The organism is Brevundimonas sp. FV1ye28 (assembly GCF_058681135.1).
In genome coordinates this window covers 421,843-447,688 of the sequence record NZ_CM178731.1, presented here as the reverse complement: position 1 = coordinate 447,688, position 25,846 = coordinate 421,843, and the positions used below count along the sequence as shown (strand labels likewise).

The 25,846-nt window shown below is 66.7% G+C and carries 21 protein-coding genes; 12 read left to right on the top strand and 9 right to left on the bottom strand.

The annotated features are described in order from the left end of the window. The 6 genes from ACW171_RS02145 to ACW171_RS02120 form a co-directional block, all read right to left on the bottom strand. Window positions 1-1,872 carry a M56 family metallopeptidase gene (locus ACW171_RS02145; RefSeq protein ID WP_492095464.1) on the bottom strand — a complete coding sequence of 624 codons (1,872 nt, stop codon included), beginning with the start codon at window positions 1,870-1,872 and terminating at the stop codon, window positions 1-3. After that, entirely contained in the window at window positions 1,869-2,210 is a 342-nt protein-coding gene (locus ACW171_RS02140; protein WP_492095463.1) for a BlaI/MecI/CopY family transcriptional regulator, read from the bottom strand. The genes ACW171_RS02145 and ACW171_RS02140 overlap by 4 nt, the downstream gene beginning before the upstream one ends. Before the next feature lie 122 nt (window positions 2,211-2,332). Beyond that, window positions 2,333-3,388: an NAD(P)-dependent alcohol dehydrogenase gene (locus ACW171_RS02135; protein ID WP_492095462.1), complete on the bottom strand. Its 1,056-nt coding sequence runs from the start codon at window positions 3,386-3,388 to the stop codon at window positions 2,333-2,335. Window positions 3,389-3,509: 121 nt separating this feature from the next. Then, window positions 3,510-4,175, bottom strand: coding sequence for a PAQR family membrane homeostasis protein TrhA (trhA, locus tag ACW171_RS02130; protein ID WP_492095461.1), 666 nt, complete (start codon window positions 4,173-4,175; stop codon window positions 3,510-3,512). An 86-nt stretch (window positions 4,176-4,261) separates the two neighbouring features. After that, window positions 4,262-4,825 (bottom strand): SCO family protein, encoded by a 564-nt coding sequence (locus ACW171_RS02125; protein WP_492095460.1) that lies wholly within the window; start codon window positions 4,823-4,825, stop codon window positions 4,262-4,264. A gap of 4 nt (window positions 4,826-4,829) precedes the next feature. Further along, window positions 4,830-6,185: an MFS transporter gene (locus ACW171_RS02120; RefSeq protein ID WP_492095459.1), complete on the bottom strand. Its 1,356-nt coding sequence runs from the start codon at window positions 6,183-6,185 to the stop codon at window positions 4,830-4,832. A gap of 181 nt (window positions 6,186-6,366) precedes the next feature. Between ACW171_RS02120 and cyoA the strand changes: the two genes are divergently transcribed. The 10 genes from cyoA to ACW171_RS02070 all read left to right on the top strand — a co-directional run bounded on the left by cyoA (window position 6,367) and on the right by ACW171_RS02070 (window position 18,218). Next, on the top strand, window positions 6,367-7,548 hold the full coding sequence (gene cyoA / locus ACW171_RS02115; RefSeq protein ID WP_492095458.1) for a ubiquinol oxidase subunit II: 1,182 nt from the start codon (window positions 6,367-6,369) through the stop codon (window positions 7,546-7,548). After that, the gene (gene cyoB, locus ACW171_RS02110) at window positions 7,548-9,578 is read left to right on the top strand and encodes a cytochrome o ubiquinol oxidase subunit I (RefSeq protein ID WP_492095457.1); all 2,031 of its coding nucleotides are present in this window, start codon (window positions 7,548-7,550) and stop codon (window positions 9,576-9,578) included. Before cyoA ends, cyoB begins: the two co-directional genes overlap by 1 nt. After that, the gene (cyoC, locus tag ACW171_RS02105; RefSeq protein ID WP_492095456.1) at window positions 9,575-10,198 is read left to right on the top strand and encodes a cytochrome o ubiquinol oxidase subunit III; all 624 of its coding nucleotides are present in this window, start codon (window positions 9,575-9,577) and stop codon (window positions 10,196-10,198) included. The genes cyoB and cyoC overlap by 4 nt, the downstream gene beginning before the upstream one ends. After that, the gene (gene cyoD, locus ACW171_RS02100) at window positions 10,195-10,575 is read left to right on the top strand and encodes a cytochrome o ubiquinol oxidase subunit IV (protein WP_492095455.1); all 381 of its coding nucleotides are present in this window, start codon (window positions 10,195-10,197) and stop codon (window positions 10,573-10,575) included. Before cyoC ends, cyoD begins: the two co-directional genes overlap by 4 nt. A gap of 3 nt (window positions 10,576-10,578) precedes the next feature. Further along, complete coding sequence (locus tag ACW171_RS02095; protein WP_492095454.1) at window positions 10,579-11,310, top strand: SURF1 family protein; 732 nt, start codon at window positions 10,579-10,581, stop codon at window positions 11,308-11,310. Then, window positions 11,307-12,587, top strand: coding sequence for an ATP-binding protein (locus ACW171_RS02090; protein WP_492095453.1), 1,281 nt, complete (start codon window positions 11,307-11,309; stop codon window positions 12,585-12,587). The genes ACW171_RS02095 and ACW171_RS02090 overlap by 4 nt, the downstream gene beginning before the upstream one ends. Further along, window positions 12,584-13,120, top strand: coding sequence for a response regulator transcription factor (locus tag ACW171_RS02085; RefSeq protein ID WP_492095452.1), 537 nt, complete (start codon window positions 12,584-12,586; stop codon window positions 13,118-13,120). Before ACW171_RS02090 ends, ACW171_RS02085 begins: the two co-directional genes overlap by 4 nt. 339 nt (window positions 13,121-13,459) lie before the next feature. Further along, a complete protein-coding gene (locus ACW171_RS02080; protein ID WP_492095451.1) occupies window positions 13,460-14,698 on the top strand; it encodes a serine hydrolase domain-containing protein in 1,239 nt (412 codons plus the stop codon). Between the two features lie 155 nt (window positions 14,699-14,853). Continuing rightward, complete coding sequence (locus ACW171_RS02075) at window positions 14,854-15,897, top strand: LacI family DNA-binding transcriptional regulator (protein WP_492095450.1); 1,044 nt, start codon at window positions 14,854-14,856, stop codon at window positions 15,895-15,897. 158 nt (window positions 15,898-16,055) lie between these two features. Continuing rightward, complete coding sequence (locus ACW171_RS02070; RefSeq protein ID WP_492095449.1) at window positions 16,056-18,218, top strand: alpha-glucuronidase family glycosyl hydrolase; 2,163 nt, start codon at window positions 16,056-16,058, stop codon at window positions 18,216-18,218. Window positions 18,219-18,225: 7 nt separating this feature from the next. Here the strand turns inward: ACW171_RS02070 and ACW171_RS02065 are convergent, their stop codons facing one another. Beyond that, the gene (locus tag ACW171_RS02065; protein ID WP_492095448.1) at window positions 18,226-19,353 is read right to left on the bottom strand and encodes an endo-1,4-beta-xylanase; all 1,128 of its coding nucleotides are present in this window, start codon (window positions 19,351-19,353) and stop codon (window positions 18,226-18,228) included. A 60-nt stretch (window positions 19,354-19,413) separates the two neighbouring features. Between ACW171_RS02065 and ACW171_RS02060 the strand changes: the two genes are divergently transcribed. Further along, window positions 19,414-21,105, top strand: a complete 1,692-nt coding sequence (locus tag ACW171_RS02060) for a glycoside hydrolase family 43 protein (protein WP_492095447.1) — start codon at window positions 19,414-19,416, stop codon at window positions 21,103-21,105. A 162-nt stretch (window positions 21,106-21,267) separates the two neighbouring features. Further along, the gene (locus ACW171_RS02055; protein ID WP_492095446.1) at window positions 21,268-23,025 is read left to right on the top strand and encodes a glycoside hydrolase family 9 protein; all 1,758 of its coding nucleotides are present in this window, start codon (window positions 21,268-21,270) and stop codon (window positions 23,023-23,025) included. Here the strand turns inward: ACW171_RS02055 and ACW171_RS02050 are convergent. Together ACW171_RS02050 and ACW171_RS02045 are read right to left on the bottom strand one after the other, a co-directional pair. Then, window positions 23,022-24,221: a cation:proton antiporter gene (locus ACW171_RS02050; RefSeq protein WP_492095445.1), complete on the bottom strand. Its 1,200-nt coding sequence runs from the start codon at window positions 24,219-24,221 to the stop codon at window positions 23,022-23,024. The genes ACW171_RS02055 and ACW171_RS02050 overlap by 4 nt on opposite strands. A 118-nt stretch (window positions 24,222-24,339) precedes the next feature. Further along, window positions 24,340-25,845: a tryptophan halogenase family protein gene (locus tag ACW171_RS02045; protein ID WP_492095444.1), complete on the bottom strand. Its 1,506-nt coding sequence runs from the start codon at window positions 25,843-25,845 to the stop codon at window positions 24,340-24,342. Between the last annotated feature and the right edge of the window lies 1 nt (window position 25,846).

Below are 25,846 nucleotides of genomic sequence, written 5' to 3'. Positions count from 1 at the left end.
TCACTGGTCTTCGGCGCGAGCGGCCAGTTCGTCCGCGTTCTGTTCCATCTCGGCGGCCTGCCCCGGCATCCGGCGACCGGCGGCCTGAAGCTCCGCATCGGTGACCGTATTGCCGCGCGCGGCGTTCTCGCGGATCTGGCGAGCCCGGTAGGCGGGGTCCTGGAGGCGGCGGCTTTCCTGGCGCAGCTGCTCCGCGCCCCGACGCATGTTCACGACGCCCGCCCGCATGTTGACGCGGGCATCGGCCTGGGCGCGGCGGGCGCTGTCCATGGCGACGCGGGCCTGAGCCTGCGCACGCTCGGCGGTGCGGCGACCTTCGGCGGCGTGGACCAGACCGATCTGGCGGGCGTGTTCGCCGGCGACACGGGCATGCTCGGCAGCGACCCGGGCCGAATCGGCCTGCTGGCGGGCGATATCCGCCTGCTGACGAACCCTGTCAGCCTGCATGCGGCTCCTGTCCGCCTGACGACGGGCGAGGTCGGCGGTGCGACGGTTCTGGTCGGCCTCGAGGCGCGCTTCCGTGGCGGCCTGACGCGCCTCCTGGGCATGCTGACGCTCTTGCGGGGTGAGATCCTCCCAGTTGCGGCCGTTGTAGGTGATGACGTGCTGGCCGCTGTAGGCGGGCGGCGGAGCGGGAGGCGAGGGCGGGGCCGGCGGCGGGATCATGCTGAAGGGAGCCGGCGGGGCCGGCGGGGCCGGAGGCACGGCCAGCGACGGCGGAGCGGGCGGCGCAGGCGGTGCGGGCGGAACCGGCGGGACCTGAGGCGCGAAGCCGAACCCAGCCAGATTGAAGAAGCCGCGACGCGCCTCGACCGCCGGGGCGGCCTCCGTCTTCGGCGCGGCGGCCTGCACAGCGCCGACGGCCAGGGGAGCCTTCGGCGCCCCGGCGACAGGGGCCTTTTCGTCGCAGCGCGAACTAATCTCCAGTGCCGCGATCGGGGTGGCTACGGCGGCCAGGGCGACGACGGCGGTCAGGATGACGGCCGGACGGCGGACGGGGGTCTTGTCGGTCATGAGGCTTGCGATCCTTCGTTTCAGGGAGCGGCCGTCGCCCGCCATCGCGGTCGCGGCCAGGGACGGGGTTTGCGGTCCCGGAGCGGCGGCGAGGCCGATCAGGGCGCGGGCATAGGCGTGACGATCCACCTGTCCGACGGCGACGGCGTCGGCCGCTTCCTCGGAGCGTTCGATCAGGCTGCGATGTAGCAGCCAGACCAGGGGATTGAACCAGAACAGGGCGAGGGCCAGCCGAGACAGGACCAGGAAGAGCCAGTCCCGCCTGCGGATGTGCGCCATCTCGTGGGCCATAACGGCGGCGGCCGTCTGGGGTCGCGACAGGGTGGCGGGGTCGATCAGGACGGCGCCGGGATAAAGACCCCAGCTGAGCGGGCTGGTGATCCGGTCACTGGACTTCAGCAGCGGCCGGGCGGCGGGTGACAGGGCCACGAGCGTCCCGGTCCAGGCCTCGGACTTCACCGGGCGCGCGCCCTCAGTCCAGCGTGACAGTGTCCAGACGCCGGCGGCGAACCGGCCGGCGACGACCAGGGCGCCGAGCGTCCAGACCAGGGCCAGGGTCTGACCGAGCGACGGCAGAAACAGCGACCCCGAGACGGTCACCCCCTCGACCGGATGCAGGTCACCGCTCCATAGCGCGGGCGGAGGCGGGGCGAACTGTTCGGCGGCGGGCAGGAGCGCGAGGCTCAGGGCGGGCCCGAAAGCCATCAGCACCGGCAAGGCGAGCAGGAGGCAGGCTGTGGCGCGCAGGACCTCCACCCGGTCTTCCGCCCGGCGGGCGACCAGATGAGACAGGGCGAGACCGAGGCCGGCGATGACCGACGACTTGACCAGGAGCGCGACCAGAAGAGCGGCGCTCATTGGTCGCGCTCCCGCGCCTGGTCGAGCAGTTTTTCCAGCGCCGCGATCTCGTCGGCCTTCAGCGGCTCGCCCATGCCTAGAAGGGCCGTGGCGGCTCCGGCGGCGGACCCGGCGAAGAAGGTGTCGACCATCCGCTTCAGGGCACCGGCGGCGACGCTTTCGGTGCGGGGTACGGGCCGATACTCGAACCCGTCCCCGCCCGACGCCCGCGACACCAGCCCGCGATCTTCCAGTCGCTTCAGCAGGGTGCGGACGGCGGAATCGCTCAATGTATCGGGCATGGCGGCCCGGACGGCGGCGGCGGTCGCGACCTCAAGCCGACAGAGGAGTTCGAACACCTCTCGCTCCCGCCTCGGCAGTCCCTCGATCATCGCCGTCACTCCGCTACATTTGTAGCGTTACATATGTAGCGGAGTGTGGCGGGATTGGGGCGGGCGGATGAAGACTTGGACAGACGGGGTCAGGCCGTCGGTGCGTCCAGAGAGGCCATGTCGATGACGAAGCGGTAGCGGACGTCGGACTTTTCCATGCGGTCGAAAGCGTGGTTGATCTCGTCCATACGGATCATCTCGACGTCGGGGTGGATGTTCTTCTCGGCGCAGAAGTCGAGCATCTCCTGCGTTTCGCGGATGCCGCCGATGGGCGAGCCCGAAACGCGGCGACGGGCCATCAGCAGAGGCAGGGTCGACATTTCTTCCATCGGGCCGAGCTGGCCGACGATGACCAGGGTGCCGTCGATGTCGAGCAGCGGCATGTAGGGGTTGAGGTCGTGCTTGACCGGCACGGTGTCGATGATCAGGTCCAGGCTGTTCGCCGCCGCCTTCATCGCCGCCTTGTCGGACGAGACCAGCAGTTCATGCGCGCCCAGTTCCTTGGCGTCGGCCTCCTTGTCCGCGGTACGGCTCAGGACGACGACATGGGCGCCCAGGCCCACGGCCAGCTTGACCGCCATGTGACCGAGACCGCCCAGGCCGATGACGCCGACGCGGCTGCCTTCCTTGACGCCCCAGGTCTTCAGCGGCGACCAGGTGGTGATGCCGGCGCAGAGCAACGGCGCGGCCTTGGTGATGTCCAGCGCGTCCGGCACGGACAGGACGAACTCTTCGCGCACGACCAGATGCTTGGAATAGCCGCCGTAGGTCGGCTCGCCCGTGATCCGGTCCTTGCCGTTGTAGGTCTGGGTGTTGCCGTGGCGGCAGAGCTGCTCTTCGCCCTTGTCGCACTGGTCACAGTGCTGGCAGCTGTCGACCATGCAGCCGACGCCGACGCGGTCGCCCTCCTTGAACTTGGTGACTTCGGGCCCGACAGCGGTGACGACGCCGATGATCTCGTGGCCCGGCACGACCGGATAGGACGACCAGCCCCAGTCGTTGCGCGCCTGGTGCAGGTCGGAGTGGCAGACGCCGCTGTAGAGGATTTCCATCTGAACATCGTTGGCGCGCAGCTCGCGACGATCGAACTCCCACGGAGCCAACGGGGACGTGGTCGATTGAGCGGCGTAACCGATGGTCTTCATGGGGCGATCCTTGGAGCGGCGAAGACGGAGCCGGCGAACGCGCGCTCCGTCGATACTGCCTAGATAGGCTCCGGTCGCAGGACATCAACCTGTGTCCGCCGAACTGGCAGCCCCATCGAACCTAATGGTTCGTCGTCAGGACCACGCCGACGAGGACCGCGGCCCAGTGCACGCTGGCGGCCGCCACGACGTGGCCGTGCCAGATGGCCCGGAACCACTTCAGCTTCTTGCGGACATAGAAGACCGCGCCGGTCATGTAGAGGGCGCCGCCGATGGCCAGCAGCAGGAGCGCGATCCACGAGCCGTGGGCGACCATGGGCTGGAAGGCGATGACGACCAGCCAGCCCAGCGCCATATAGACTCCGACCCACAGCCCCTTGCCGATGCCCGGCAGGAACAGTTTTCCCAGCGCACCGAGCGTCGCCAGACCCCAGACCGCCCCGGTCATGGCCCAGGCCCAGACGCCTTCGAGGTTGTGCGTCGTGAACGGGGTGTAGGAGCCCGCGATCATGAGGAAAATGCCGGCGTGGTCGAGCCGACGCAGCAGCGGGCGCCACTGGGGCTTGGCGAAGTTGTAGGCGGTCGAGAAACCGAGCATGGCCAGCATGCCGAGGGCATAGACGCCGACGGCGACGACCAGCCCCGTGCTCCCACGCGCGACCGACAGACCCAGAAGCACTCCGCCGCCGAACAGGGCGAAGGCCAGACCGGTCAGGTGAACGACCAGATCGGCGCATTTGGCGCGCGGCGTGGGATAGTGGCGGGGCGGCAGGGGTGTCGTCGTCATGGCTTCAGCCTGGTGGGAAGGCGACCACTGTCGCTTCTTCGACGATCTTTCGCAAATGAAGTGGGCGAAATGAGGCGCGCGAGGCTTCACCCCCTGTCGATCAGCTTCCGCAGGCGATCGGTGATGGCCTCGACCGGCTCGCCGTAGCTGACAGGTTCGACGAACCGCCCCTGAGCGTCGAACAGCAACAGGGTCGAGGTGTGGTCCATCGTATAGGACCCGCCGTCGATCGGGACCTTTCGATAGAAGACGCGATAGGCAGACGCCGCCTGGGCCACCGCGTCCGGCGTGCCGGTGAAGGCGCGGATGCGCGGGTCGAAGTTCGACATGTAGATCTTGAGCTGCTCGGGCGTGTCACGCTCCGGGTCCACCGAGATGAACACGACATTGAGCCGGTCCGCGTCAGGTCCCAGCGCCTGCATCGCCGCGGTCAGTTCGGCCAGGGTGGTCGGACAGACTTCGGGACAATAGGTGAAGCCGAAGAAGACGGCCGAGGGTCTGCCGAGAAGATCACGCTGGGTCACCAGGCTGCCGTCGGTGTCCGTCAGGGTGAAAGGTCCGCCGATGTCCGACGACGCCTCCGGCGCCCGATCACAGCCGGCCAGCAGAAGCCCGGCGGCCAGGCCGATCGCGACGAGCCGGCGCCACATCGTCTCAGTCCCCGACGGCCGGCTGCCGTCGGCTCGGAAGACTGCCTTGTCCAAGCGCGCTGTTCAGCCAGAGGGCGATCAGCGTCACCAGTGCGCCCGAGAGCAGATAGAGGCCCGAGGCCACAAGCCCCCATCGATCCGCGAGAAGGAGCGCCGCGAGGGGGGCGAAACCGGCGCCGAAGAGCCATGCCATATCCGACGTCAGGGCCGAGGCCGTGTAGCGGTTACGCTGCGAGAAGCTGGAGGCGATCGTGCCCGACGCCTGCCCGAAGGCCAGGCCCAGCAGGACGAAGCCCGAGAGCATGAAGGCCAGCTCACCGCCCGATCCCCCGTCCAGAAGCTGGGGTGCGAAGCCGCTGAATGCGGCGATCGCCACGGCTGTGCCGCCCAGCACGCGCCTGCGTCCGTAGCGATCGGCGAGCCAGCCCGAGGCCATGATGGCCAGGATGCCCGCGACGGCCGCAGCGATCTCGATCAGCAGGAACCGGCTCGGCGACTCGCGGGTGTAGAGAAACACCCAGGTCAGCGGAAAGACCGTGACCATGTGGAACATGGCGAAGCTGGCGAGCGGCGCGAAGGCTCCGATGACGATACGCGGCCCCTCCTCCCGGATGGCCTGGAGCACCGGCGTGGGCTGAAGCTCGCGCGTGTCGAACAGGGCCTGGAAGGTGGGCGTCACCACGATCCGCAGACGGGCGAACAGGGCCACGACATTGATGGCGAAGGCGCAGAAGAAGGGATAGCGCCAGCCCCAGTCGAGGAAGTCGGCCGCCGAAAGGGACGCCAGCAGGTAGGCGAACAGGGACGAGGCGACGATCAGGCCGATGGGCGCGCCGAGCTGCGGCACCATGGCGTACCAGCCTCGCCGATGCGGCGGCGCGCTCAACGCCAGCAGCGACGGAAGTCCGTCCCAGGCGCCGCCCAGGGCGACGCCCTGTCCCATGCGGAACAGAGCCAGGAAAACGACCGACCATGCGCCGACCAGGGCATGGCTGGGCACGAAGGCGATGCACACCGTGGAGGTGCCGAGCAGGAGCAAGGCCAGGGTCAGCCGCGCGCCGCGCCCAAAGCGTCGATCGATGGAGATGAAGAAGGCCGTGCCGAACGGCCGGGCGACGAAGGCCAGGGCGAAGACGGCGAACGACCAGGCCATCCCCTGCATCGGATCCAGATGCGGGAAGATCAGGCGCGGGAACACCACCACCGAGGCGATGGCATAGACGAAGAAATCGAAGAACTCGGAGGTGCGACCGATGATGACCCCGACCGCGATCTCACCCGCGTCGATGTCGCCGTCGTTGATCTGCGCGGCGTCTTCCTCGAGGGACTCGGACGAGAGGTCGGTGTCGGGGCTGGACATGTCGCCGCGAGGCTCCAGGCTGAGCGGGATGGATTACCCGGTCTCTTTCGGCCTTTCCATCGAAACGCGGCATTGGACAGATTGTCCAATGTCCCGATCCGCCCCGAAGGCCTAACTCAGTTCATCCGCGCCGTCCCCCCTCCTCGCGACGTGGATTTTGGTGTTTTCAGGAACAGCCGACGTGCGCGCTCACCCATTCATACTGTGTCTCGTCGGTCTGGCGCTGTCCGGCTGCCAGGCCGTCGTGCTGAACCCCGCAGGCCATGTGGCGGCCCAGCAGCGCGACCTCCTGGTGATCTCGGTCGTCCTGATGCTGATCATCATCATCCCCGTGATGGCGCTGACGGTGTGGTTCGCCTGGAAGTACCGGGCATCGAACACCAGCGCCGAATACGATCCGGAGTGGGACCACTCCACCCACCTTGAGCTGGTGATCTGGGCGGCGCCGCTGTTGATCATCATCTGCCTGGGCGCGGTGACCTGGACCGGCACGCACCTGCTGGATCCCTACCGTCCGCTGGACAGGGTCGATCACGACCGACCGGTGACGGCCGCGACACGCCCCCTGGAGGTCCAGGTGGTCGCCCTCGACTGGAAATGGCTGTTCATCTACCCGGAATACGGGGTGGCGACGGTCAATGAGCTGGCCGCGCCCGTGGATCGGCCGATCCGTTTCAGCCTGACCTCGTCCTCGGTGATGAACTCCTTCTACATCCCGGCGCTCGCAGGCCAGATCTACGCCATGCCCGGCATGGAGACGAAGCTGCACGGCGTCATCAACGCGCCCGGCGACTACAAGGGTTTCTCGGCGAACTATTCGGGCGACGGCTTCTCCGGAATGAAGTTCACCTTCAAGGGACTTGAGCCCGCCGCCTTCGATGCCTGGGTCGAGAGCGCGCGCAGCCAAGCCCAGACCCTGGATCGCCGCACCTATCTCGAGCTCGCCCGCCCCAGCGAGCGGGTTCCGGTCCAGAGGTTCGCCAGCGTGGAGCCTCTGCTCTGGGACGCCATCGTCAACATGTGCGTCGAGCCGGGCAAGATGTGCATGGGCGAGATGATGGCCATCGATGCCAAGGGCGGCCTCGGTCTCGACGGCGCTCGCAACACCCTGCCGCTCGTCCACGACGCCTATGCCCGGCGTGGATCCTCCGTCTTCGGCGGCGCGGGCGAGGCCTATGTCATGGCCCTGTGCACGCCCGAAGAGGCCGCCGAGGCCGCGCTCGCCCGCGAACGGCTCTCGCGCGAGGTTCTGTTCGCCACGCCGCGTCCGCTGGATCGCCTGCAGGGCGCCGGCCTGTCGCGCCGCACCTCCTTCACCCCACAGTCGCCTGTCCTGATGGCGTCACTTGAAACCGCACCCTGATGTCTGAGCATCTCGCTACCGACCCGTCGGCCTTCGTCGAGGTCTCGCCCCTGCTGGGGCGTCTGACCTGGGCCGCCCTGCCCTATGATCCGATCGTGATCGCGACCTTCGGCGTCGTCGTCCTGGGCGGGCTTTCGATGGTCGCCCTGATCACCCGCTACAAGCTGTGGGGCTATCTCTGGAAGGAGTGGTTCACCAGCGTGGACCACAAGAAAATCGGGATCATGTACATGATCCTGGGCATCGTCATGCTGCTGCGGGGGTTCGCCGATGCGGTGATGATGCGCCTGCAACAGGCGATGGCCTTCGGCGGATCCGAAGGCTACCTGAACGCCCACCACTACGATCAGATCTTCACGGCCCACGGCGTGATCATGATCTTCTTCGTGGCCATGCCGCTGATCACCGGCCTGATGAACTATGTGGTGCCGCTCCAGATCGGGGCGCGCGACGTCTCCTTCCCGTTCCTGAACAATTTCAGCTTCTGGATGACGACAGCCGGCGCCGTCCTGGTGATGGCGTCGCTGTTCGTCGGCGAGTTCGCACGGACGGGATGGCTGGCCTATCCGCCGCTGTCGGGCATCGCCTACAGTCCGGGCGTCGGGGTCGACTACTATATCTGGTCGCTGCAGATCGCGGGGGTGGGCACGACCCTGTCGGGGATCAATCTGATCGCCACCATCGTCAAGATGCGCGCGCCGGGCATGGGCCTGATGAAGATGCCGATCTTCACCTGGACCAGCCTGTGCGCCAACGTCCTGATCGTGGCGTCATTCCCGGTTCTGACCGCAGTCCTCGCCCTGATGACCCTGGATCGGTACGTCGGCACGAACTTCTTCACGAACGACTTCGGCGGCAGTCCGATGATGTACGTGAACCTGATCTGGATCTGGGGTCACCCGGAGGTCTACATCCTGATCCTGCCGCTGTTCGGCGTCTTCTCCGAGATCGCCTCGACCTTCTCGGGCAAGCGGCTCTTCGGCTATACCTCCATGGTCTACGCCACGGTGGTGATCACGGTCCTGTCGTATCTGGTGTGGCTGCACCACTTCTTCACCATGGGGTCCGGCGCCTCGGTGAACTCCTTCTTCGGCATCACGACGATGATCATCTCGATCCCGACGGGGGCGAAGATCTTCAACTGGCTGTTCACGATGTACCGCGGCCGGGTGCGGATGGAGCTGCCGATGATGTGGCTCATCGCCTTCATGCTGACCTTCGTCATCGGCGGCATGACCGGCGTCATGCTGGCCGTGCCGCCGGCCGACTTCGTCCTGCACAACAGCCTGTTCCTGATCGCCCACTTCCACAACGTCATCATCGGCGGCGTGCTGTTCGGCCTGTTCGCCGGCATCAACTACTGGTTCCCCAAGGCCTTCGGCTACACGCTCGACCGCAAGTGGGGGCTGGTCAGCTTCTGGTGCTGGGTCGTCGGATTCTGGGTGGCCTTCGCGCCCCTCTATGTGCTGGGTCTGATGGGGGTGACGCGCCGGCTGCGGACGTTCGACGATCCGTCCTACCAGATCTGGTTCATCATCGCGGCCATCGGCGCGGGCATCGTCGCCATCGGCATCCTGGCCTTCCTGATCCAGATCGCCGTCAGCGTGATGAACCGAGAGAAGCTGCGCGACGCCACCGGCGATCCCTGGGAGGGGCGGACGCTGGAATGGGCCACCTCGTCGCCCCCGCCGGAGTACAATTTCGCCTTCACCCCGATCATCCGCGACGGTGACGCCTGGTACGACATGAAGCGCAGCGGCTATCAGCGGCCAGTCAAGGGTTTCGCGGCCATCCACATGCCCCGGCCCACGGGCACGGGCGTTATCCTGGCGGGCCTGTCCACGGTCATGGGCTTCGCCCTGATCTGGTACATCTGGTGGCTGGCGATCGCCTCCTTCGCCGCCATCGTCGGCTACGCGATCTGGCACACCTTCAACTACGACCGCGACTATCACATCCCGGCGGAGACGGTTCGTGCGACCGAGGACGCCCGTACCGACGCCCTCGCCGCCCTGGAGGCCAAGGCATGAGCGCCGCGATCGACCGGACCAAGCCGTTCGCCTTCCACCTGGAGCACGAGCCGCATCACCCGGAAGGGCACAGCACTCTCCTCGGGTTCTGGCTCTATCTGATGAGCGACTGTCTGATCTTTGCCATCCTGTTCGCCACCTTCGGCGTCCTGGGCGGCAACTACGCCGCCGGGCCGGGGCCGCGCGACCTGTTCGACCTGGATCTGGTGGCGCTGAACACGGCCATGCTGCTGAGTTCGTCCATCACCTACGGTTTCGCCATGCTGGCGATGTACAAGGGTCGGCAGGCCCAGACCCTGGCCTGGCTGGCCGTCACCGGCCTGTTCGGCCTCGCCTTCCTGGGCATCGAGCTCTACGAATTCTCGCACCTGATCCACGTCGGGGCGACACCACAGCGCAGCGCCTTCCTGTCGGCCTTCTTCACCCTGGTCGGCACCCACGGCCTGCACGTCACCTTCGGCCTGATCTGGCTCTGCGTGCTGATGGTTCAGGTCGTTCAGAAGGGCCTGATACCGGCCAACCGGCGGCGCCTCATGTGCCTGTCGCTCTTCTGGCACTTCCTCGACGTCGTCTGGATCGGCGTCTTCAGCTTCGTCTATTTGCTGGGAGTCCTGAGATGAGCGCCCGTCCCGAAACCCAAGACCAGCCTTCGGGCCACGATCACGCCGACGACCACGACCACGGCACCTACCGCAGCTATCTGATCGGCTTCATCCTGTCGGTGGTGCTGACGGCCATTCCGTTCGCCGTGGTGATGACCGGGGCCTTGCCGAACTGGGCGGCGATCGCGGTCGTCGTCGGCTTCGCGGTGGTGCAGATCGTCGTCCAGATGATCTACTTCCTGCACATGAGTCCCAAGTCCGAAGGCGGCTGGAACCTGCTGGCTCTGCTGTTCACCCTGATCATCGTGGTTATCGTGCTGTCGGGCTCGCTGTGGGTCATGCACCACCTGAACAGCAACATGATGCCGGTCCACGACATGGAGGCCATGCGCTGAGCGATGGCGACCGGTTCGAAGCGCGGTGGCCTGCTGGGGCTGGCCCTCGTGGCCGCCCTGCTCTTCGGCGCCCTGGGCGTCTGGCAGGTCCAGAGGCTGGCGTGGAAGACAGCTCTGATCGAACAGGTCGAGACCCGGGTCCGGTCCATTCCTCTCCCCGCGCCGGCGCCGGGGTCGATGACGGCGGATGACGCCTATCGCGCGGTCCGCGCCATGGGTCGGTTCCGCCACGAGCACGAAGCCGTGGTTCAGGCCGTCACCGATCTGGGCCCCGGGTTCTGGGTCATGACCCCGCTCGAAACGGATCGAGGCTTCACCGTGCTGGTCAATCGCGGCTTCGTCCCCGCGACCATGGCGTCCGACCCGCCCGGCGCGTGGGCGCGGCCCGACGGCATCGTCCAGGTGTCCGGCCTTGTCCGCCTCACCGAACCGAAGGGCGGGTTCCTCAGGGCCAACCAGCCGGCCGCCGGCCGATGGTTCTCACGCGACGTCCAGGCGATCGCCAAGGCCGAAGGCGTCACCGGCCCTATCGCCCCCTATTTCATCGATGCTGCGGCCGAGCCAGGGTCCGGCTGGCCCCGCGGCGGCCTGACCGTGGTGCGCTTCACAAACCACCACCTGATCTACGCCCTGACCTGGTTCGGTCTTGCGGCCATGGCGCTGTTTGCGGCCTGGCGTGTTCTAAGGGAGCCTAGGCCCTCACGGGCCGAGGAAGGGGTCGACGGCACGCCATGACCGGCCATGAAAGCATCCTGGACGCAGCCAACCGCGAGAACCTGCGGCTGCTGATCCTGCTGCGCTGGATCGCCGTCATCGGACAGGTCCTGACCATCGCCGTCGTACAGGTCCTGATCGGGATCGATCTGCCCCTGCCCGTCATGGGAGGTATCCTGGCGGCGCTTGCGGTCTGGAACGGCGTGTCGATCCTGCGCTGGCGCAGCGGCAAGCCCGTTTCGAACCTCGAGATATTCGTCGGCCTCATGGCGGACGTGGCCGCCCTGACCGGCCAGCTCTATCTGAGCGGGGGCGCGACCAACCCGTTCGTCACCCTGTTCCTGCTCCAGGTCATTCTCGGGGTCGCCATGCTGGAGTTCCGGCTGGCCGGCGCCCTCACCTTCGTCACCGTCGCGGCCTTCATCGGCCTGGCCTTCCGCAGCGTGCCCCTGCCGCTGTCGCATGCGCAGGCCGACGGCTTCCTCAATCTTCACATCCAGGGGACCTTCCTCTGCTTCCTGCTGACGGCCGGGCTGCTTCTGGTCTTCCTGGCCCGGATCGCCGGCAATCAGCGGCGCAGGGACCAGCGGCTGGCCGAGCTTCGCCAGCGCGCCGTCGAGGAGGATCACGTCATGCGGATGGGCCTGCTGGCCGCCGGCGCGGCCCACGAACTGGGCACGCCATTGGCCACCCTGTCGGTGATCCTGGGCGACTGGCGCCGGCTGTCGTTCTTCAAGCGCGACGCCGACGCCCGTCTTGAGCTTCAGACCATGGCGGCCGAGCTCGAACGCTGCAAAGCCATCGTCTCCGGCATCCTCGTGTCCTCGGGCGAGCTGCGTGGCGAGGGGACGATCCGGACGACGGTCCGGGACTTTCTGGATGACGTCGTGCACGAATGGCAGGCGTCCCGCACGCCCGCGCGTCTGGTCTTCGTCAACGCGTTCGAGCCTGACGCCGAGATGGTGTCCGATCTGGCCCTGAAGCAGGTCGTCGCCAATCTGCTCGACAACGCCCTGGAAGCCTCTCCCGACGACGTCCGCATCGAGGCGAGGCGTGACGGAGAGGCGCTGCGGATCGCGGTGACCGACGCCGGCCCCGGCTTCGAGCCGAGCGTCCTGGCCCGCATCGGCAGCCCCTATATCTCCACCAAGAACAAGCCCGGCGGCGGGCTCGGCCTGTTCCTTGTCGCAAACGTGGCCCGCACACTGGGCGGATCGATCCAGGCCTCGAACCCGGACGGCGGCGGCGCGTCCGTCGTCGTGACCTTGCCCCTCTCCATGCTGGGACCCGCCTCGTGACCGAAACAGCCCCCAAGCTCGTCATCGTGGAAGACGACCGCGCCTTCAGTGCGACGCTGGAGCGCTCCTTCCGGCGTCGCGGCTATGAGGTCGCGACCTGCGACAGTCGCCAGGGCCTCGAGCGGACGCTGGAAACGTTCGCGCCGGACTATGCCGTCGTGGACCTGAAGATCGTCGGCGGTTCGGGGCTCGAATGCGTCGCCTATCTGCACGCTCGCGACCCCGCGATGCGGATCGTCGTCCTGACCGGGTTCGCCAGCATCGCGACCGCGATCGAGGCGACCAAGCTGGGCGCCTGCTACTACCTCGCCAAGCCGTCCAACACGGACGATATCGAAGCGGCGTTCGCCCGTGGCGCCGGCGACGCCTCGGCCTCCCTGACCGTGCGACCCACCTCGATCAAGACCCTGGAATGGGAACATATCCACGAGACCCTGGTGGAGGTGGACTTCAACATCTCCGAGGCCGCCCGGCGGCTCGGGATGCACAGGCGCACCCTGGCCCGCAAGCTCGAGAAACGACAGGTCTCCTGAGTATCCGGTCGATGCGACCGTTTCGGAGCAGCGCACCCACTCCCCCACGGATCGCCGTCGAGAGTTTATTGTACAACAATATTTCATATGGGTCCGACAAACGACTTGCCTGTGCGCCGGCGCAAAATAGGAAGGCCGGGGTCGGCCCTGCGATGTCGAGAGCGCGGTCCATGCGAGGGATCGCGTCGTTGGCAGCCACAGTGGACCCGGGGCGAAAGCCGAACCAGGATGATGCGGTCGCCACCGCAGCGCCGACTTGAGGCGGCACTGCGCCGCTGAGAACAGACAGAGAGCGCGTCCGCTTCGAGAGACGTCGCCGATAATGGAGGACGAGACCCGATGCGGATCAAGACGCCCGAGAAGCATGGCTTCGATCCCGCCCGCCTCGACCGCCTCGATGCCTTCGTCAAGGCGCGCTATCTCGATACCGGCAAGCTGCCGCACGCCCAGATCCTAATCAGCCGCAACAACGAGATCGTTCATTTCAGCAGCCAGGGCGCGGCGCGGGAGGGCTCCGACAGACAGATCGACGAGCGCTCGATCTTCCGCATCGCCTCGATGACCAAGCCGATCACCTCGGCCGCCTTCATGATCCTGGTCGAGGACGGCAAGGTCGCGATCGACACGCCGGTCCACGACGTCCTGCCGGAGTTCAGGGGGATCGGCGTCTACAACGGCGGCGGCGGCGGCGTGCCGTTCATGACGAAACCGACGGCCCAACCGATGCGGATGCTCGACCTGCTGCGCCACACCTCGGGGCTGACTTACGGCTTCCAGCACCGCAGCAATATCGACGCCGTGTATCGAATGACGCCGTCCGACGCCGGGCCGGTCGAGAACTGGTACGGGGAGGCCGACCTGGATGCCTTCGTCGCCGACCTCGCAAAGACGCCGCTGGAGTTCTCGCCCGGCGAAGCGTGGAATTATTCAGTCTCGACCGACGTGCTCGGGGCCGTAGTCCAGCGGGTGTCGGGGATGCCCCTCGACCGCTTCATCGCCGAAAAAATCCTGACGCCGCTGAAGATGCACGACACCGGCTTCATGGTCCCGGCTGACAAGGCCGATCGCCTCGTCGATTGCTACGCCTGGGCCGGTCCAGCCGGTCGGATCCTGTACGATCGCGGCGAAAGCAGTCTGTGGCTCAAACAGCCGAAACTGGTCTCAGGCGGCGGCGGGATGGTCTCGACCGCGCTCGACTATCACCGCTTCTGCTCGATGCTGGCCAACGGCGGAGAGCTGGACGGCGTGCGCGTCCTCGGCCGCAAGACGGTCGAACTGATGACCATGAACCACCTGCCGGGCAAGTCGGACCTGTCGACCCTGTCCCAATCCCTGTTCAGCGAGACCCAGAACGGCGGCGTCGGCTTCGGCCTGGGCTTCGCGGTGACCCAGGACGTCGCCAAGGCGATGATCCCCGGCTCGCCCGGCGAGTACTACTGGGGCGGGATGTTCACGACCTCCTTCTTCATCGACCCGGTCGAGAAGCTGCATCTGGTCTTCATGACCCAGCTCAGCCCGTCGCTGCTCTATCCGATCCGGCGCGAGCTCAAGACGATGGTCTATTCGGCCCTGACCTGACCAAAGGCATTGCCGGCCTGGCCACCGCACCGAGGGCTGGATACGAAGAGCTTACACGCCGCCGCTCCGCCGCTCGGGCCTTTTTAGTTCGCACGCTGCAGAATGCCCGCCTAAAGTCAGTCCGCAATCTTGAGAGAACCGAATTGAACGGACGGGTGACGCGGCGACGCGGCGGAGGCGGACAGACGATCATCGATGTGGCAAGGCACGCCGGCGTCTCGCCGATGACTGTCTCGCGTGTCGTGAACGGAGAATCGGGCGTTCGGGATACGACCCGGATGCGTGTCATCGAATCCATCCGCGAGCTGGGCTACTCGCCCAACCCTGCGGCGCGCAGCCTTGCGAGCGCGCAGTCGATCCGTATCGGCCTTCTCTACAGCAACCCCAGCGCCGCATATCTGAGCGAGTTTCTGCTGGGCGGACTGGACCAGTGCAGTCGGAGCGCCGTGCAACTGGTCGTCGAGAAATGCGACGCAGAAGACAGCGAGCAGGCGGCGGTCGAACATATGATCACGTCAGGGATCGACGGCGTGATCCTGCCGCCGCCGCTGTGCGATTCCCACGCCATCGTCGGGGGACTGGCGGCGGCGGGAATTCCCACGGTTGTCGTCGCTACGGGAGAGCCGCCGCGGTCCGCCTCCGCCATCCGCATCGACGACCGGGAAGCCGCCGAGAGGATGACGCAGCATCTGATCGCTCAGGGACACCGGCGCATCGGGTTCGTCAAAGGCCATCCGAACCAAACCGCAAGCCGACTCCGTCTTGACGGCTATGGCGCCGCCCTGGCCAAGGCGGGCTTGCCGGTTGATCCCGCCCTGATCGTGCAGGGCTACTTCACTTACCACTCGGGCCTCGAAGCGGCGGAAGCCCTCCTGGCGCTGTCGCCGCTTCCCACCGCCATCTTCGCCAGCAACGACGACATGGCGGCCGCCGCGGTCGCCGTGGCCCACCGACAGGGACTGGACGTGCCCGGAGATCTGACGGTTTGCGGGTTCGATGACACGGCCCTGGCCACCACGGTCTGGCCCGAACTGACGACCATTCGCCAACCGGTCTCCGAGATGTCGCGCCGCGCCGTTCTCCTGTTGCTGGACGCGATCCGGCGCAAGAGCGAGGGTCGCCCGGCGGAACCGCAAGACGAAGTCATGGACTTCACCCTCATCCGAAGACAGTCCGACGGGGCGCCTCGCGACACCTAGAGCCTGATTCACGGCCATCGCTGCGGCGCCGGCCCTCAGCCGTCTTGGACCGCCACCCCCGCCATGCAATGATAGCGCTATCAGGTGGGCGGCGGGTTTTCACCGAGCGAGCGTCCGGAACAGCGAGAACCCGATAACGGGTCAGCGGAGGAACGACGATGAGGCGACCATTCTCCGTATGGCTGCTCGTGCTCGCAGTCCTGCTTACAGGCGTCCCCGGTCAGGCCGCCGCCCGGATGGAAGACGGCCATGAACTGTGGCTGCGGTATCGGCCGCTGCCGACCGAGACCCGAGAGAGGATTCAGCCCCTGTTTCGGTCCCTCGCTCCGCAGGGCGACAGCGCGACGCTGGACATCGCAACGGCGGAGCTGGCGCGGGGCCTGGGCGGCCTTCTGGGCAGCCCGCCGGAGGTTTCGACGGATCTGGCGGCTGGCGCAGTCGTCTATGGAACCGGCGCCGCGCCCGTCATCGCCGCGTTGGGACTGCCTATGGGAGATCTGGGTCAGGAAGGCTATTTGATCCGTACACTGCCTATCGATGGGCGGCCGGTGACGGTTATCGCCGGCAACACCGATCTGGGCGTCCTGTACGGAGTCTTCGCCCTCCTGCGAGCAGCCCAGACCGGTCAGCCGCTCGACGACCTCGACCTGGTGTCGGCTCCGACGGTGGCGCTGCGGGTGCTGAACCACTGGGACAATCTCGACGGTCATGTCGAGCGGGGCTACGCGGGCCGGTCGATCTGGGACTGGCATCGGCTGCCGGGGTACACCCCGCAGTTCTATGCCGACTACGCGCGGGCCAACGCCTCCATCGGCGTCAACGGGACGGTGTTGAACAACGTCAACGCCGACGCCCGGATCCTGACCGCGCCCTACATCGAGAAGACTGCGGCCCTGGCCGACCTGTTCCGGCCCTACGGCATCAAGGTCTATCTGTCGGCGCGGTTCAGCGCCCCGATCGAGATCGGCGGCCTGACCACCGCCGACCCGCTCGATCCCCAGGTGCAGGCCTGGTGGAAGGCGAAGGCGGACGAAATCTACGCCGCGATTCCCGACTTCGGGGGCTTTCTGGTCAAGGCCAACTCCGAGGGTCAGCCGGGCCCGCAGGATTATCATCGTACCCACGCCGACGGGGCGAACATGCTGGCCGATGCGCTGGCGCCCCACGGTGGCGTCGTGATGTGGCGCGCCTTCGTCTATTCCGCCGAGGACGAAACCGACCGCGCCAAACAGGCCTACGAAGAGTTCACGCCCCTGGACGGCCGGTTCCGCGACAACGTCATCGTCCAGGTCAAGAACGGCCCGATCGACTTTCAGCCGCGGGAACCCTTCCATCCGCTGTTCGGCGCCATGCCGCGAACGCCGCTGATGATGGAGTTCCAGATCACCAAGGAATATCTCGGCTTCGCCACCCACCTCGCCTACCTCGGGACGATGTGGGAGGAGGCGCTGCAGTCGGACACCTTCCGGCCGGGCCAGGGCGCGACGGTGGCGCGCGTCGTCGACGGCTCGGTCGACGGGCACGCCCTGACCGGTATTGCGGGGGTCGCCAATATCGGCTCGGACCGCAACTGGTCGGGCAGTCATTTCGATCAGGCCAACTGGTACGCCTTCGGCCGCATGGCCTGGAATCCAGAGGCGGCTCGCGCCGAACCGATCGCCGAGGAATGGGCGCGGATGACCTTCAGCAACGACTCTGCCTTCGTCACCCCCGTGGTCGGGATGATGATGCGAGCGCGTGAGGCCGTGGTCGATTACATGACGCCGCTGGGCCTGCATCACCTGATGGCCACGGGCCACCACTATGGGCCCGGTCCCTGGGTGAGCGATCTCGACCGACCTGAGTGGAACCCCGTCTACTACCACCGCGCCGACCGCAACGGCGTCGGCTTCGATCGGACGGCGACGGGCAGCGACGCCGTCGATCAATACGCGCCGGACGTCGCCCGCCGCTTCGCCGATCTCTCGACGCTCCCCGAGCGCGATTTGCTGTGGTTCCACCACGTTCCATGGGAGCATCGGATGCGATCCGGCGCGACCCTGTGGGAGGCCTTGGCGACGGCCTTTGATCGAGGCGTGGCGACCGTCGACGAGATGGGCGCGACCTGGTCGGAGATGAAGCCCTACGTCGATGCCGAACGCTTCGCGGAGGTTTCGCAAATGCTGGCGATCCAGCGGGACGAGGCCCGCTGGTGGCGCGACGCCAGCCTGGCCTATTTCAGCGAGGTTTCCGGCCGCCCCCTGCCCCCGGGTGTCGCCCCGCCCGCGAAAGCCCTGTCCGACTACAAGGCGATATCCTTCCCTCTGGCCCCGGGAAACTGAGGTCCCTTCAGACGAGGGGCGGCCTCGGCGCCGCCGCCTCGAAGGCCGCCGCCATCGCCTGGCGCAGGGGTTTTGCGCGGAACTGCGCATCGTAGGGCGTCGGGCGTTTGGCTCCGCCATCTGCTCGCGGCCACAGCCCCTGCAGCCAGGAATATTGGTCGGCCATGCCCCAGGCCATCACCGTGCTGACCTGAGGATACTCCAGCATCAGATCGAGATAGCGCCGCCCCAAGGCCGCAACTTCGCGGTCCCGCACAATCGGATCGGCAGGCAGGTTCTTGTCGTGGACGTCGAACTCGGTGATCGTCAGGTTCAGACCGAGGCCCGTCGCCTGATCGAGGAAGCGGCGCCATTCGCCTTCCTGGGCGGTGTCGAATCCGACGGAGTCGTCGGTGTTTCCGGATCCGATGTGGCTCTGCACCCCCAGGGCGTCGATCGGAACGCCCCGCGCCTTGAATCCTTCCAGAAGTCGCAGAACGCCCGCCCGGTGGTTCTCGTGCCCGGCCTCCCAGCTCATGTAGTCGTTGTAGACCAGTTGGGCGTTCGGCGCGGCCTCGCGCGCCGTGTGGAAGGCGACGTCCAGGACCGAATGACCCATGGCCCGCGACAGGCTTGTGTCACGCAGCGCGCCGGTGTCGGCGTCCACCGCCTCGTTGATCACGTCCCACGACACCACCTGCGGATAGTGGGCGCAGACCCGGCGGATGTGGGTCGTCAGCAGTCGCTCGGCCTCGGAAGCCGGTCGTGAACCGAAATCGTAGTTGGTCAGCCAGTCCGGAAACCACTGCGGATGATGCCACAGCAGGGTGTGGCCTCGCATGACCATGTCATGCTCACCCGCGAAGGCGACGATCGCATCCGCCCGCTCGAAGGTGAAATCCTCGGCGTTGGGCCTCAGGGCCGGCCACTTCATCTCGTTCTCGCAGACCAGCGCGCCGCATTCGGCCGCGATCAGATCCATGTAGGCGCGGTCCTGCATACGGCCATAGCCCAAGGCGTTGCCGAAGATCAGGCCCTTGGCGGCCGCCAGCTCTCGCAAAGACCCGCCGGAAGACTGCGTGCGGGGCGACGTGGCGCATGCCGGCGTCGCCAGAACCGCCGCTGCGGCGGCCATCAGTGTCCGTCTGTCGATCATGGTCAGCGTTCCGATGCAGGGGTTGCCTTGGTTATAGAAGCAATGCCAAATGTCCGACAAATGAAAATACGTCCAGCTCTTCTTTCGCTCATCGGCGCTTTGGCCGTCGCCGACATGGTCCAGGCGCAAACCGCCCCGGCGCGCTTCGAATCCTTCACCTATGAGGGCGCCGATCCGGCGACGGCGGGGCCCATCGCCGCGGGCCAGTATCGCAATCCGATCCTGACCGGCTTCTATCCTGATCCGTCCGTGACCCGCGTGGGCGAAGAGTATTTCCTCGTCACCTCGACCTTCAGCTACTTCCCGGGCATCCCCGTCTTCCGCAGTCGCGACCTGGTCAACTGGACCCAGATCGGCAATGCCATCGACCGGCCGGACCAGCTCGACTTTGGGACGCTGGGGCTGTCACGTGGCGTCTTCGCCCCGACCATCGAGCATCACGACGGGCTGTTCTACATCTTGAACACCTGCGTCGATTGCGGCGGCAACTTCCTGATCACCGCCCGCGATCCGGCCGGTCCATGGAGCGATCCGGTCTGGCTGCCCGATCTGGCGGACGCCATCGATCCGTCACTGTTCGTCGATGCGGACGGTCAGGCCTGGATCCTGAACAACGGCCCGCCCGAAGGCGCGCCCCTGTACGAGGGACACCGCGCGATCTGGATCCAGCGCTTCGACGTGGAGCGCCAGGCCACCTTTGGCGACCGCAAGGTACTGGTGAACGGCGGCGTCGACCTCAGCACCAAGCCGATCTGGATCGAGGGTCCGCACCTGACCTATCGCAACGGTTGGTATTATCTGACCTGCGCCGAGGGCGGCACCGCGGAGGGCCATTCCCAGGTGGCGCTGCGTTCCCGAGCGCCCGACGGTCCCTTCGAGGCCTTCGAGGGGAATCCGATCCTGACCCAGCGGGGCCTGCCCGCCGACCGCGCCAACCCGATCACCTCGGCCGGTCATGCCGACCTGGTTCAGACCCCGGCCGGCGACTGGTGGGCGACCTTCCTGGCCGTGCGTCCCTATGGACCGGACCAGTACAACACCGGACGCGAGACCTTCCTCCTGCCCGTCGACTGGTCCGGCGAATGGCCGATCATCACCACGCCGGGCCAGGTGATCCCCTATGTGGCGGATCGGCCAGACCTTGCCGAACAGCCGCCTGCGGCGGTCCCGACCAGCGGCCCGTTCCAGGTGACGGATACCTTCGACGGCGCAGGGCTGCCGCCCTACTGGATGATGATGCGCAATCCGCGCGAAGCCTGGTTCGACCTGACCTCGGCTCCCGGCGCTCTCAGCCTGACGCCGCGCCCGATCGACCTGGGCGACAACGGTAATCCCTCGTTCCTCGGTCGCCGCCAGCAGCACCAGTTCGCGACCGCCGAGACGGTCATGCGCTGGCGACCGACGCAGGACGGCGACCGCGCCGGCATCGTCGCCCTGCAAAGCGACGACTGGTGGTATTTCCTCGCCGTCAGCCAGGAGGACGGACAGCCCGTGATTCAGCTTCGTCGTCGCGCAGGGCCGGACGAGCCGGCTGACGGAGCCGTCATCGCAAGCGCGCCGCTCGCGGCCTCTTCGGACGCGACTCGTCTGCGCATCGTCGCCAAGGCCGATCGGTATGATTTCGGCTATGCGGGCGAGGCCGGCGACTGGAAGACGCTCGTCGCGGATGTGGATGGAACGCTTCTCAGCACCCGTACCGCGGGCGGCTTCGTGGGGGTCGTCTTCGGCCCACACGTCCGCTCGGCGCATTAGTTTTACGCTGGATCATCCACTTAAGCTGACGACTGAACGACATAAGCCGGGGTAGGAATAGTGGGGTCTCGCAGCTTTGAAACGGGCTCGAAACTGATCGCTGCGGTGGCGGCGGCCGCTTTGCTCGGCGCGGCTTGCGCAACAAGCGCCCAAGCGCCGTCCTTGCCCTCGCTCCGGATCAATCAGGTCGGCTTCGAGGTCGATGGGCCCAAAGCCGCGACCCTGGTGGACGCGCGAAACACGCCTCTTGCCTGGACGATTACGGCCCCCGCCGGGCGGGTGCTGATGCGCGGCGAGACCGTGGTCGCGGGCGATGACCCGACATCCGGCAATCACGTTCATACGATCCGCTTCGACGATCTGCGCACATCGGGCGAGGTCGATCTGGTCGTCGGCGCTCAGCACCGGGCCATCCATATCGCCGCGCGCCCGTTCGCCGACCTGAAGCGAGACGCCATGGTCTTCTTCTACGAGAACCGCTCCGGCATTCCGATCGAGGCGCGCTATGTCGCCAGACCCGAACTGGCCCGCGCCGCCGGTCACGCGCCAGACCGGGCGACCTGTTTTTCCGGCGAAGATACGAACGGCGTCGTCTGGCCCGGCTGTGACTACACGCTGGATGTCTCCGGCGGTTGGTACGACGCCGGCGATCACGGCAAGTATGTCGTCAACGGCGGCATCTCAGCCTGGACCCTGCTGAACGCCTGGGAGCGCGCCTCGATCGAGGGGCGCGCCGATCCCTATCCCGACGGCTCGGCGGCCATTCCCGAGGCCGGCAACGGCGTCTCCGACCTGCTGGACGAGGCCCGTTGGGAGGTGGAGTTTCTGCTCAGGATGCAGGCGCCCGACGGGGCGATCGCCCGGGTTCCCGAAGGACGGTTCGCTCGCGGCGAGGCGCTGACGTTCACGTCGATCGACGCCGGCGGCATGGTCCATCACAAGGTGCACGACGAGCGCTGGACCGGCCTGCCGATGGCCCCCGCCGACGATCCGGAAACGCGCTTCCTCTATGCGCCGAACACGGCGGCGACGCTGAACATGGTCGCCGTCGCGGCCCAGGCGGCGCGCATCTGGAAGACGATCGATCCCGCATTCGCCGAACGGGCCCTGGCGGCCGCGCGACGCGGACTGGCGGCGGCGAAGCGGAACCCGGACGTCTACGCGGTCGGCGACTTCAACGGCGGGGGCAACTACGGCGACGACGCCCTCGGCGATGAGGTCTACTGGGCCACCGCGGAGATGTTCGTCACCACCGGCGACCCCGCGCTGCTGGCCGAGTTGCGAGCTTCTCCCCTCTACCTCTCTGGCCCGACCACGGGGGCCGGCGACATCGGCTGGAACAGTGTCGGAGCGCTGGGCACCATCAGCCTTGCACTGGCCGGCGAGCGACTGACCGAGGCCGACCGCGCGATCGCCCGCCGAAACCTCACCGCCGCTGCCCAGGCCTACCTGGCCGAAGGGGCGACGCAGGGGTACGGCCTGCCCTTCGCCGGTCCAGACTACAGCTGGGGCTCGAACGGCGGACTGATGAACCGCGCCATGATTCTGGGGCTCGCCTCCGACTTCACTGGCGACCGAGTGTTTCGAGACGGAGCCGTGGCGGCCCTCGACTACGTGCTGGGCCGAAATCCCCTGGATCAATCCTATGTCACCGGGCATGGCGACCGGCCGATGGTCAACCCGCATCACCGCTTCTGGGCCCATTCGGTTGACTCGGCTTATCCGGCGCCGCCGGCCGGCGTGCTGTCGGGTGGCCCCAACAACACGGCGATGACCGATCCCGTCGCCGAGACCATGCGCGGGACTTGCCGACCCCAGAAATGCTGGCGCGACGACATCGGGGCCTTCACCCAGAACGAGGTCGCGATCAACTGGAACGCGCCCTTCGTCTGGGTCCTGGCCTTCCTGTCTCAGGACTAGTCGGCCTTACCGGCCAGCCCGACGAGCTTGCGCAATCGGGGCGTGACCATCGGAATGGTCAGCATCGTCGATCCCACCGCCATCAGCAGCAAGGCCGTGAAGGTCTCGTTGGTGATGATCGCCTTATCGAGCAGGATGTTGGCGAAGATAATCATGATCAGCGCCTTGGTCTGAAGCAACCAGCCGATGATCGACGCCTCGCCCTTTTCCCATTTGAGAATGCGTCCCGCCAGGCCGACGCCCGCGAGCTTTCCGGCGACCGAAGCGACCAGCAGCAAGGCCGCGGCCCCGAACACCGCCACGCCCCCGACGTCCCATTGGGTCCGCAATCCGGTGGACAGGAAGAAGACCGGCATGACGGCCAGCAGGATGTGATCGCGGAACAGATCCATCTTCCTGCGATCGAACCACTCTGCGTCGAGGACCGCCCCCGACAGGAAGGCGCCGACCATGTAGTGCAGCCCGGCCCAGTCGGCGGCGAACCCGCAGGCGGCCAGCCAGATCAGGGCGACGTACCACCGATCCCGTTCCTGCAGCCGTTTCATCAGGGCGCGGATCGCCCAGGTCGCGGCGGCGAAGACGATCAGGAACCCGGCCTGGCGACCGACCCGCTCCCAATCCAGCAGGATCAGAGCAAGGACGCCCCAGATGGCGATGTCGTCGAGGCTCGCGTAACGCAGAACCCGCTGGCCCAGCGGCCGGCGAAGGATCTCCAGCTTCTCCATGAACAGGACCAGGATCGGCAGCGCGGTCACCGCGCACGCCATGCCGATGCCCAGCACCACCTGCCAGGGTCGCCCCTCAGGCCCGGACCAACCCGGAAACTGAAGCATCGCGACCGCCGCGATCGATCCGAAGACCAGTGGCACAGCCAGGGCCAGACCGGCCGTGACGCCGGTTTCGCTGCGATGCGCCCACGCCTGTTTCAGGTCCAGTTCCAGCCCGGCGATCCAGACGAAGATCATCACCGCCCACCAAGCGATGCCGTTCAGCGCGCCGATCACCTGGGGATTGAAGACGAAGCTGTAGTAGCCGGGGAAGACCGCTCCCAGCACGCCTGGCCCCAACAGGATGCCGCACACGATCTGCACCACCACCAGCGGCGCGTAGTAGTCCGTCCTCAAGCCGCGCCAGATCAGATACGGTGCCGTGAAGATCAGCAGTAGCGCGATCAGAAAGACCTCGGTCGTCGTCATTGCATGCATGGTGGCGCCCCCCCGGTCCGCTTGAGCGCAGAATCGATTTCGTCACAGTCTATTCGGCAGCCTGTCGATCGAGAACACGGATACGGCACTCTACCAGCCATCCTAAGCGTCAGGCAGCGCAGTGCTCGCCGATGAAGGTCATGTGAGGCGGCATGTAATCGGCCGAGTTCCGGATCGCCTCGGCGGTCTGGGCGAGCCGCCGGCGCGTCTCTTCGACCGACAGCACATCAGCGACCGGGTCGTAGCTGGCCGGACGGATGTTCTGGCCGACCATCACGGCGAACCAGCTGGTGTCGTTGAACAGCTCCTCGTTCTCGCGAAACACCCGGCCCCGGCTGCGGAAGATCTCGTACTTCTCCATCAGGCTGACGGGCAGCGGCATGGTCCGGACGTAGCGCCAAAGTTCGGAATCGTCACGTTGCGTGGCGTTGTAGTGCAGGACGATGAAGTCTCGGATTCGCTCGGCTTCATAGGCGACAATCCGGTTGTAGCGATCCGTCTCCGCCTGCTGAAAATCCTTGGTCGGGAACATGGCCAGCAGGTTGGCGATGCCGCTCTGGACCATGTGGATGCTGGTCGATTCCAGCGGCTCGATGAAGCCGGACGCCAGGCCCAGAGCGACGACGTTCTTGTTCCAGGACTTCCGCCGACGACCGGTCGTGAACCTCAGCGTCCGGGGCTCGGCCAGAGCCTTGCCGTCCAGCTGGCCGAGTAGATCCTCAGTCGCCGCCGCCTCATCGATGAAGCGACTGGAAAAGACATAGCCGTTGCCCGTTCGGTGCTGCAGCGGGATGCGCCATTGCCAGCCGCCGGCGCGGGCGGTCGAGCGTGTGTAGGGTTTGGGATCGCCGACCCGCTCGCAGGGGACCGCCACCGCTCGGTCGCAAGGCAACCAGTGCGACCAGTCCTCGTACCCGGTTTTCAGCGCCCCCTCGATCAGCAGTCCCCGGAAGCCCGAGCAGTCGATGAACAGATCGGCCTCGACCTTGCGCCCATCCTCCATCGTCACCGAGTGGACGAAGCCGTCGTCGGGCCGCAGCGCGACGTCCACGATCCTGCCCTCCTCTCGGACGACGCCTCGACCCTCGGAATACTCGCTCAGATATCTAGCGTAGAGGCCGGCGTCGAAGTGGAAGGCATAGGCGATCTTGGACAGGGGCGACCGGCCGGCGTCGATCGGGCGCATGAATTTTCCGCCCTCCGCCGCCTTGGCCTGAAGCGAGTAGTCGGTGATGCGGGCCGGGTCGCCCAGCTGATGCAGCCTCAGCCAGTAGGCGTGGAAGGACACTCCCTCCATGTCCACGCCGAACGGCCCGAAGGGGTGGAAATACTCGTCCCCGATCCTGCCCCAGTCACGGAACTGGATGCCCAGCTTGAAGGTGCCCTGGGTGCGGCGAATGAATTCGTCTTCATCGAGCCCGAGCATGGTGTTGAAGGTGCGCAACTGAGGGATCGTCGCCTCCCCCACCCCCACCGTTCCGATCTCCTCGGACTCGACCAGTGTGATGTCGGCGTACCCGGGGCCGAGAATCTTGGCCAGGGCCGCGGCCGTCATCCAGCCGGCGGTCCCGCCGCCGATGATGGCGATCTTCCGGATGCGAGTGTCGCTGGTCATA

Coding starts and splice junctions, on each gene's coding strand:
- ACW171_RS02070 (WP_492095449.1), top strand. CDS start 16,056: ATGAGGCGACCATTCTCCGTATGGCTGCTCGTGCTCGCAGTCCTGCTT.
- ACW171_RS02145 (WP_492095464.1), bottom strand. CDS start 1,872: ATGAGCGCCGCTCTTCTGGTCGCGCTCCTGGTCAAGTCGTCGGTCATC.
- trhA (WP_492095461.1), bottom strand. CDS start 4,175: ATGACGACGACACCCCTGCCGCCCCGCCACTATCCCACGCCGCGCGCC.
- ACW171_RS02120 (WP_492095459.1), bottom strand. CDS start 6,185: ATGTCCAGCCCCGACACCGACCTCTCGTCCGAGTCCCTCGAGGAAGAC.
- ACW171_RS02135 (WP_492095462.1), bottom strand. CDS start 3,388: ATGAAGACCATCGGTTACGCCGCTCAATCGACCACGTCCCCGTTGGCT.
- ACW171_RS02090 (WP_492095453.1), top strand. CDS start 11,307: ATGACCGGCCATGAAAGCATCCTGGACGCAGCCAACCGCGAGAACCTG.
- cyoB (WP_492095457.1), top strand. CDS start 7,548: ATGTCTGAGCATCTCGCTACCGACCCGTCGGCCTTCGTCGAGGTCTCG.
- ACW171_RS02095 (WP_492095454.1), top strand. CDS start 10,579: ATGGCGACCGGTTCGAAGCGCGGTGGCCTGCTGGGGCTGGCCCTCGTG.
- ACW171_RS02050 (WP_492095445.1), bottom strand. CDS start 24,221: ATGACGACGACCGAGGTCTTTCTGATCGCGCTACTGCTGATCTTCACG.
- cyoC (WP_492095456.1), top strand. CDS start 9,575: ATGAGCGCCGCGATCGACCGGACCAAGCCGTTCGCCTTCCACCTGGAG.
- ACW171_RS02125 (WP_492095460.1), bottom strand. CDS start 4,825: ATGTGGCGCCGGCTCGTCGCGATCGGCCTGGCCGCCGGGCTTCTGCTG.
- ACW171_RS02045 (WP_492095444.1), bottom strand. CDS start 25,845: ATGACCAGCGACACTCGCATCCGGAAGATCGCCATCATCGGCGGCGGG.
- cyoD (WP_492095455.1), top strand. CDS start 10,195: ATGAGCGCCCGTCCCGAAACCCAAGACCAGCCTTCGGGCCACGATCAC.
- ACW171_RS02080 (WP_492095451.1), top strand. CDS start 13,460: ATGCGGATCAAGACGCCCGAGAAGCATGGCTTCGATCCCGCCCGCCTC.
- ACW171_RS02060 (WP_492095447.1), top strand. CDS start 19,414: ATGAAAATACGTCCAGCTCTTCTTTCGCTCATCGGCGCTTTGGCCGTC.
- ACW171_RS02065 (WP_492095448.1), bottom strand. CDS start 19,353: ATGATCGACAGACGGACACTGATGGCCGCCGCAGCGGCGGTTCTGGCG.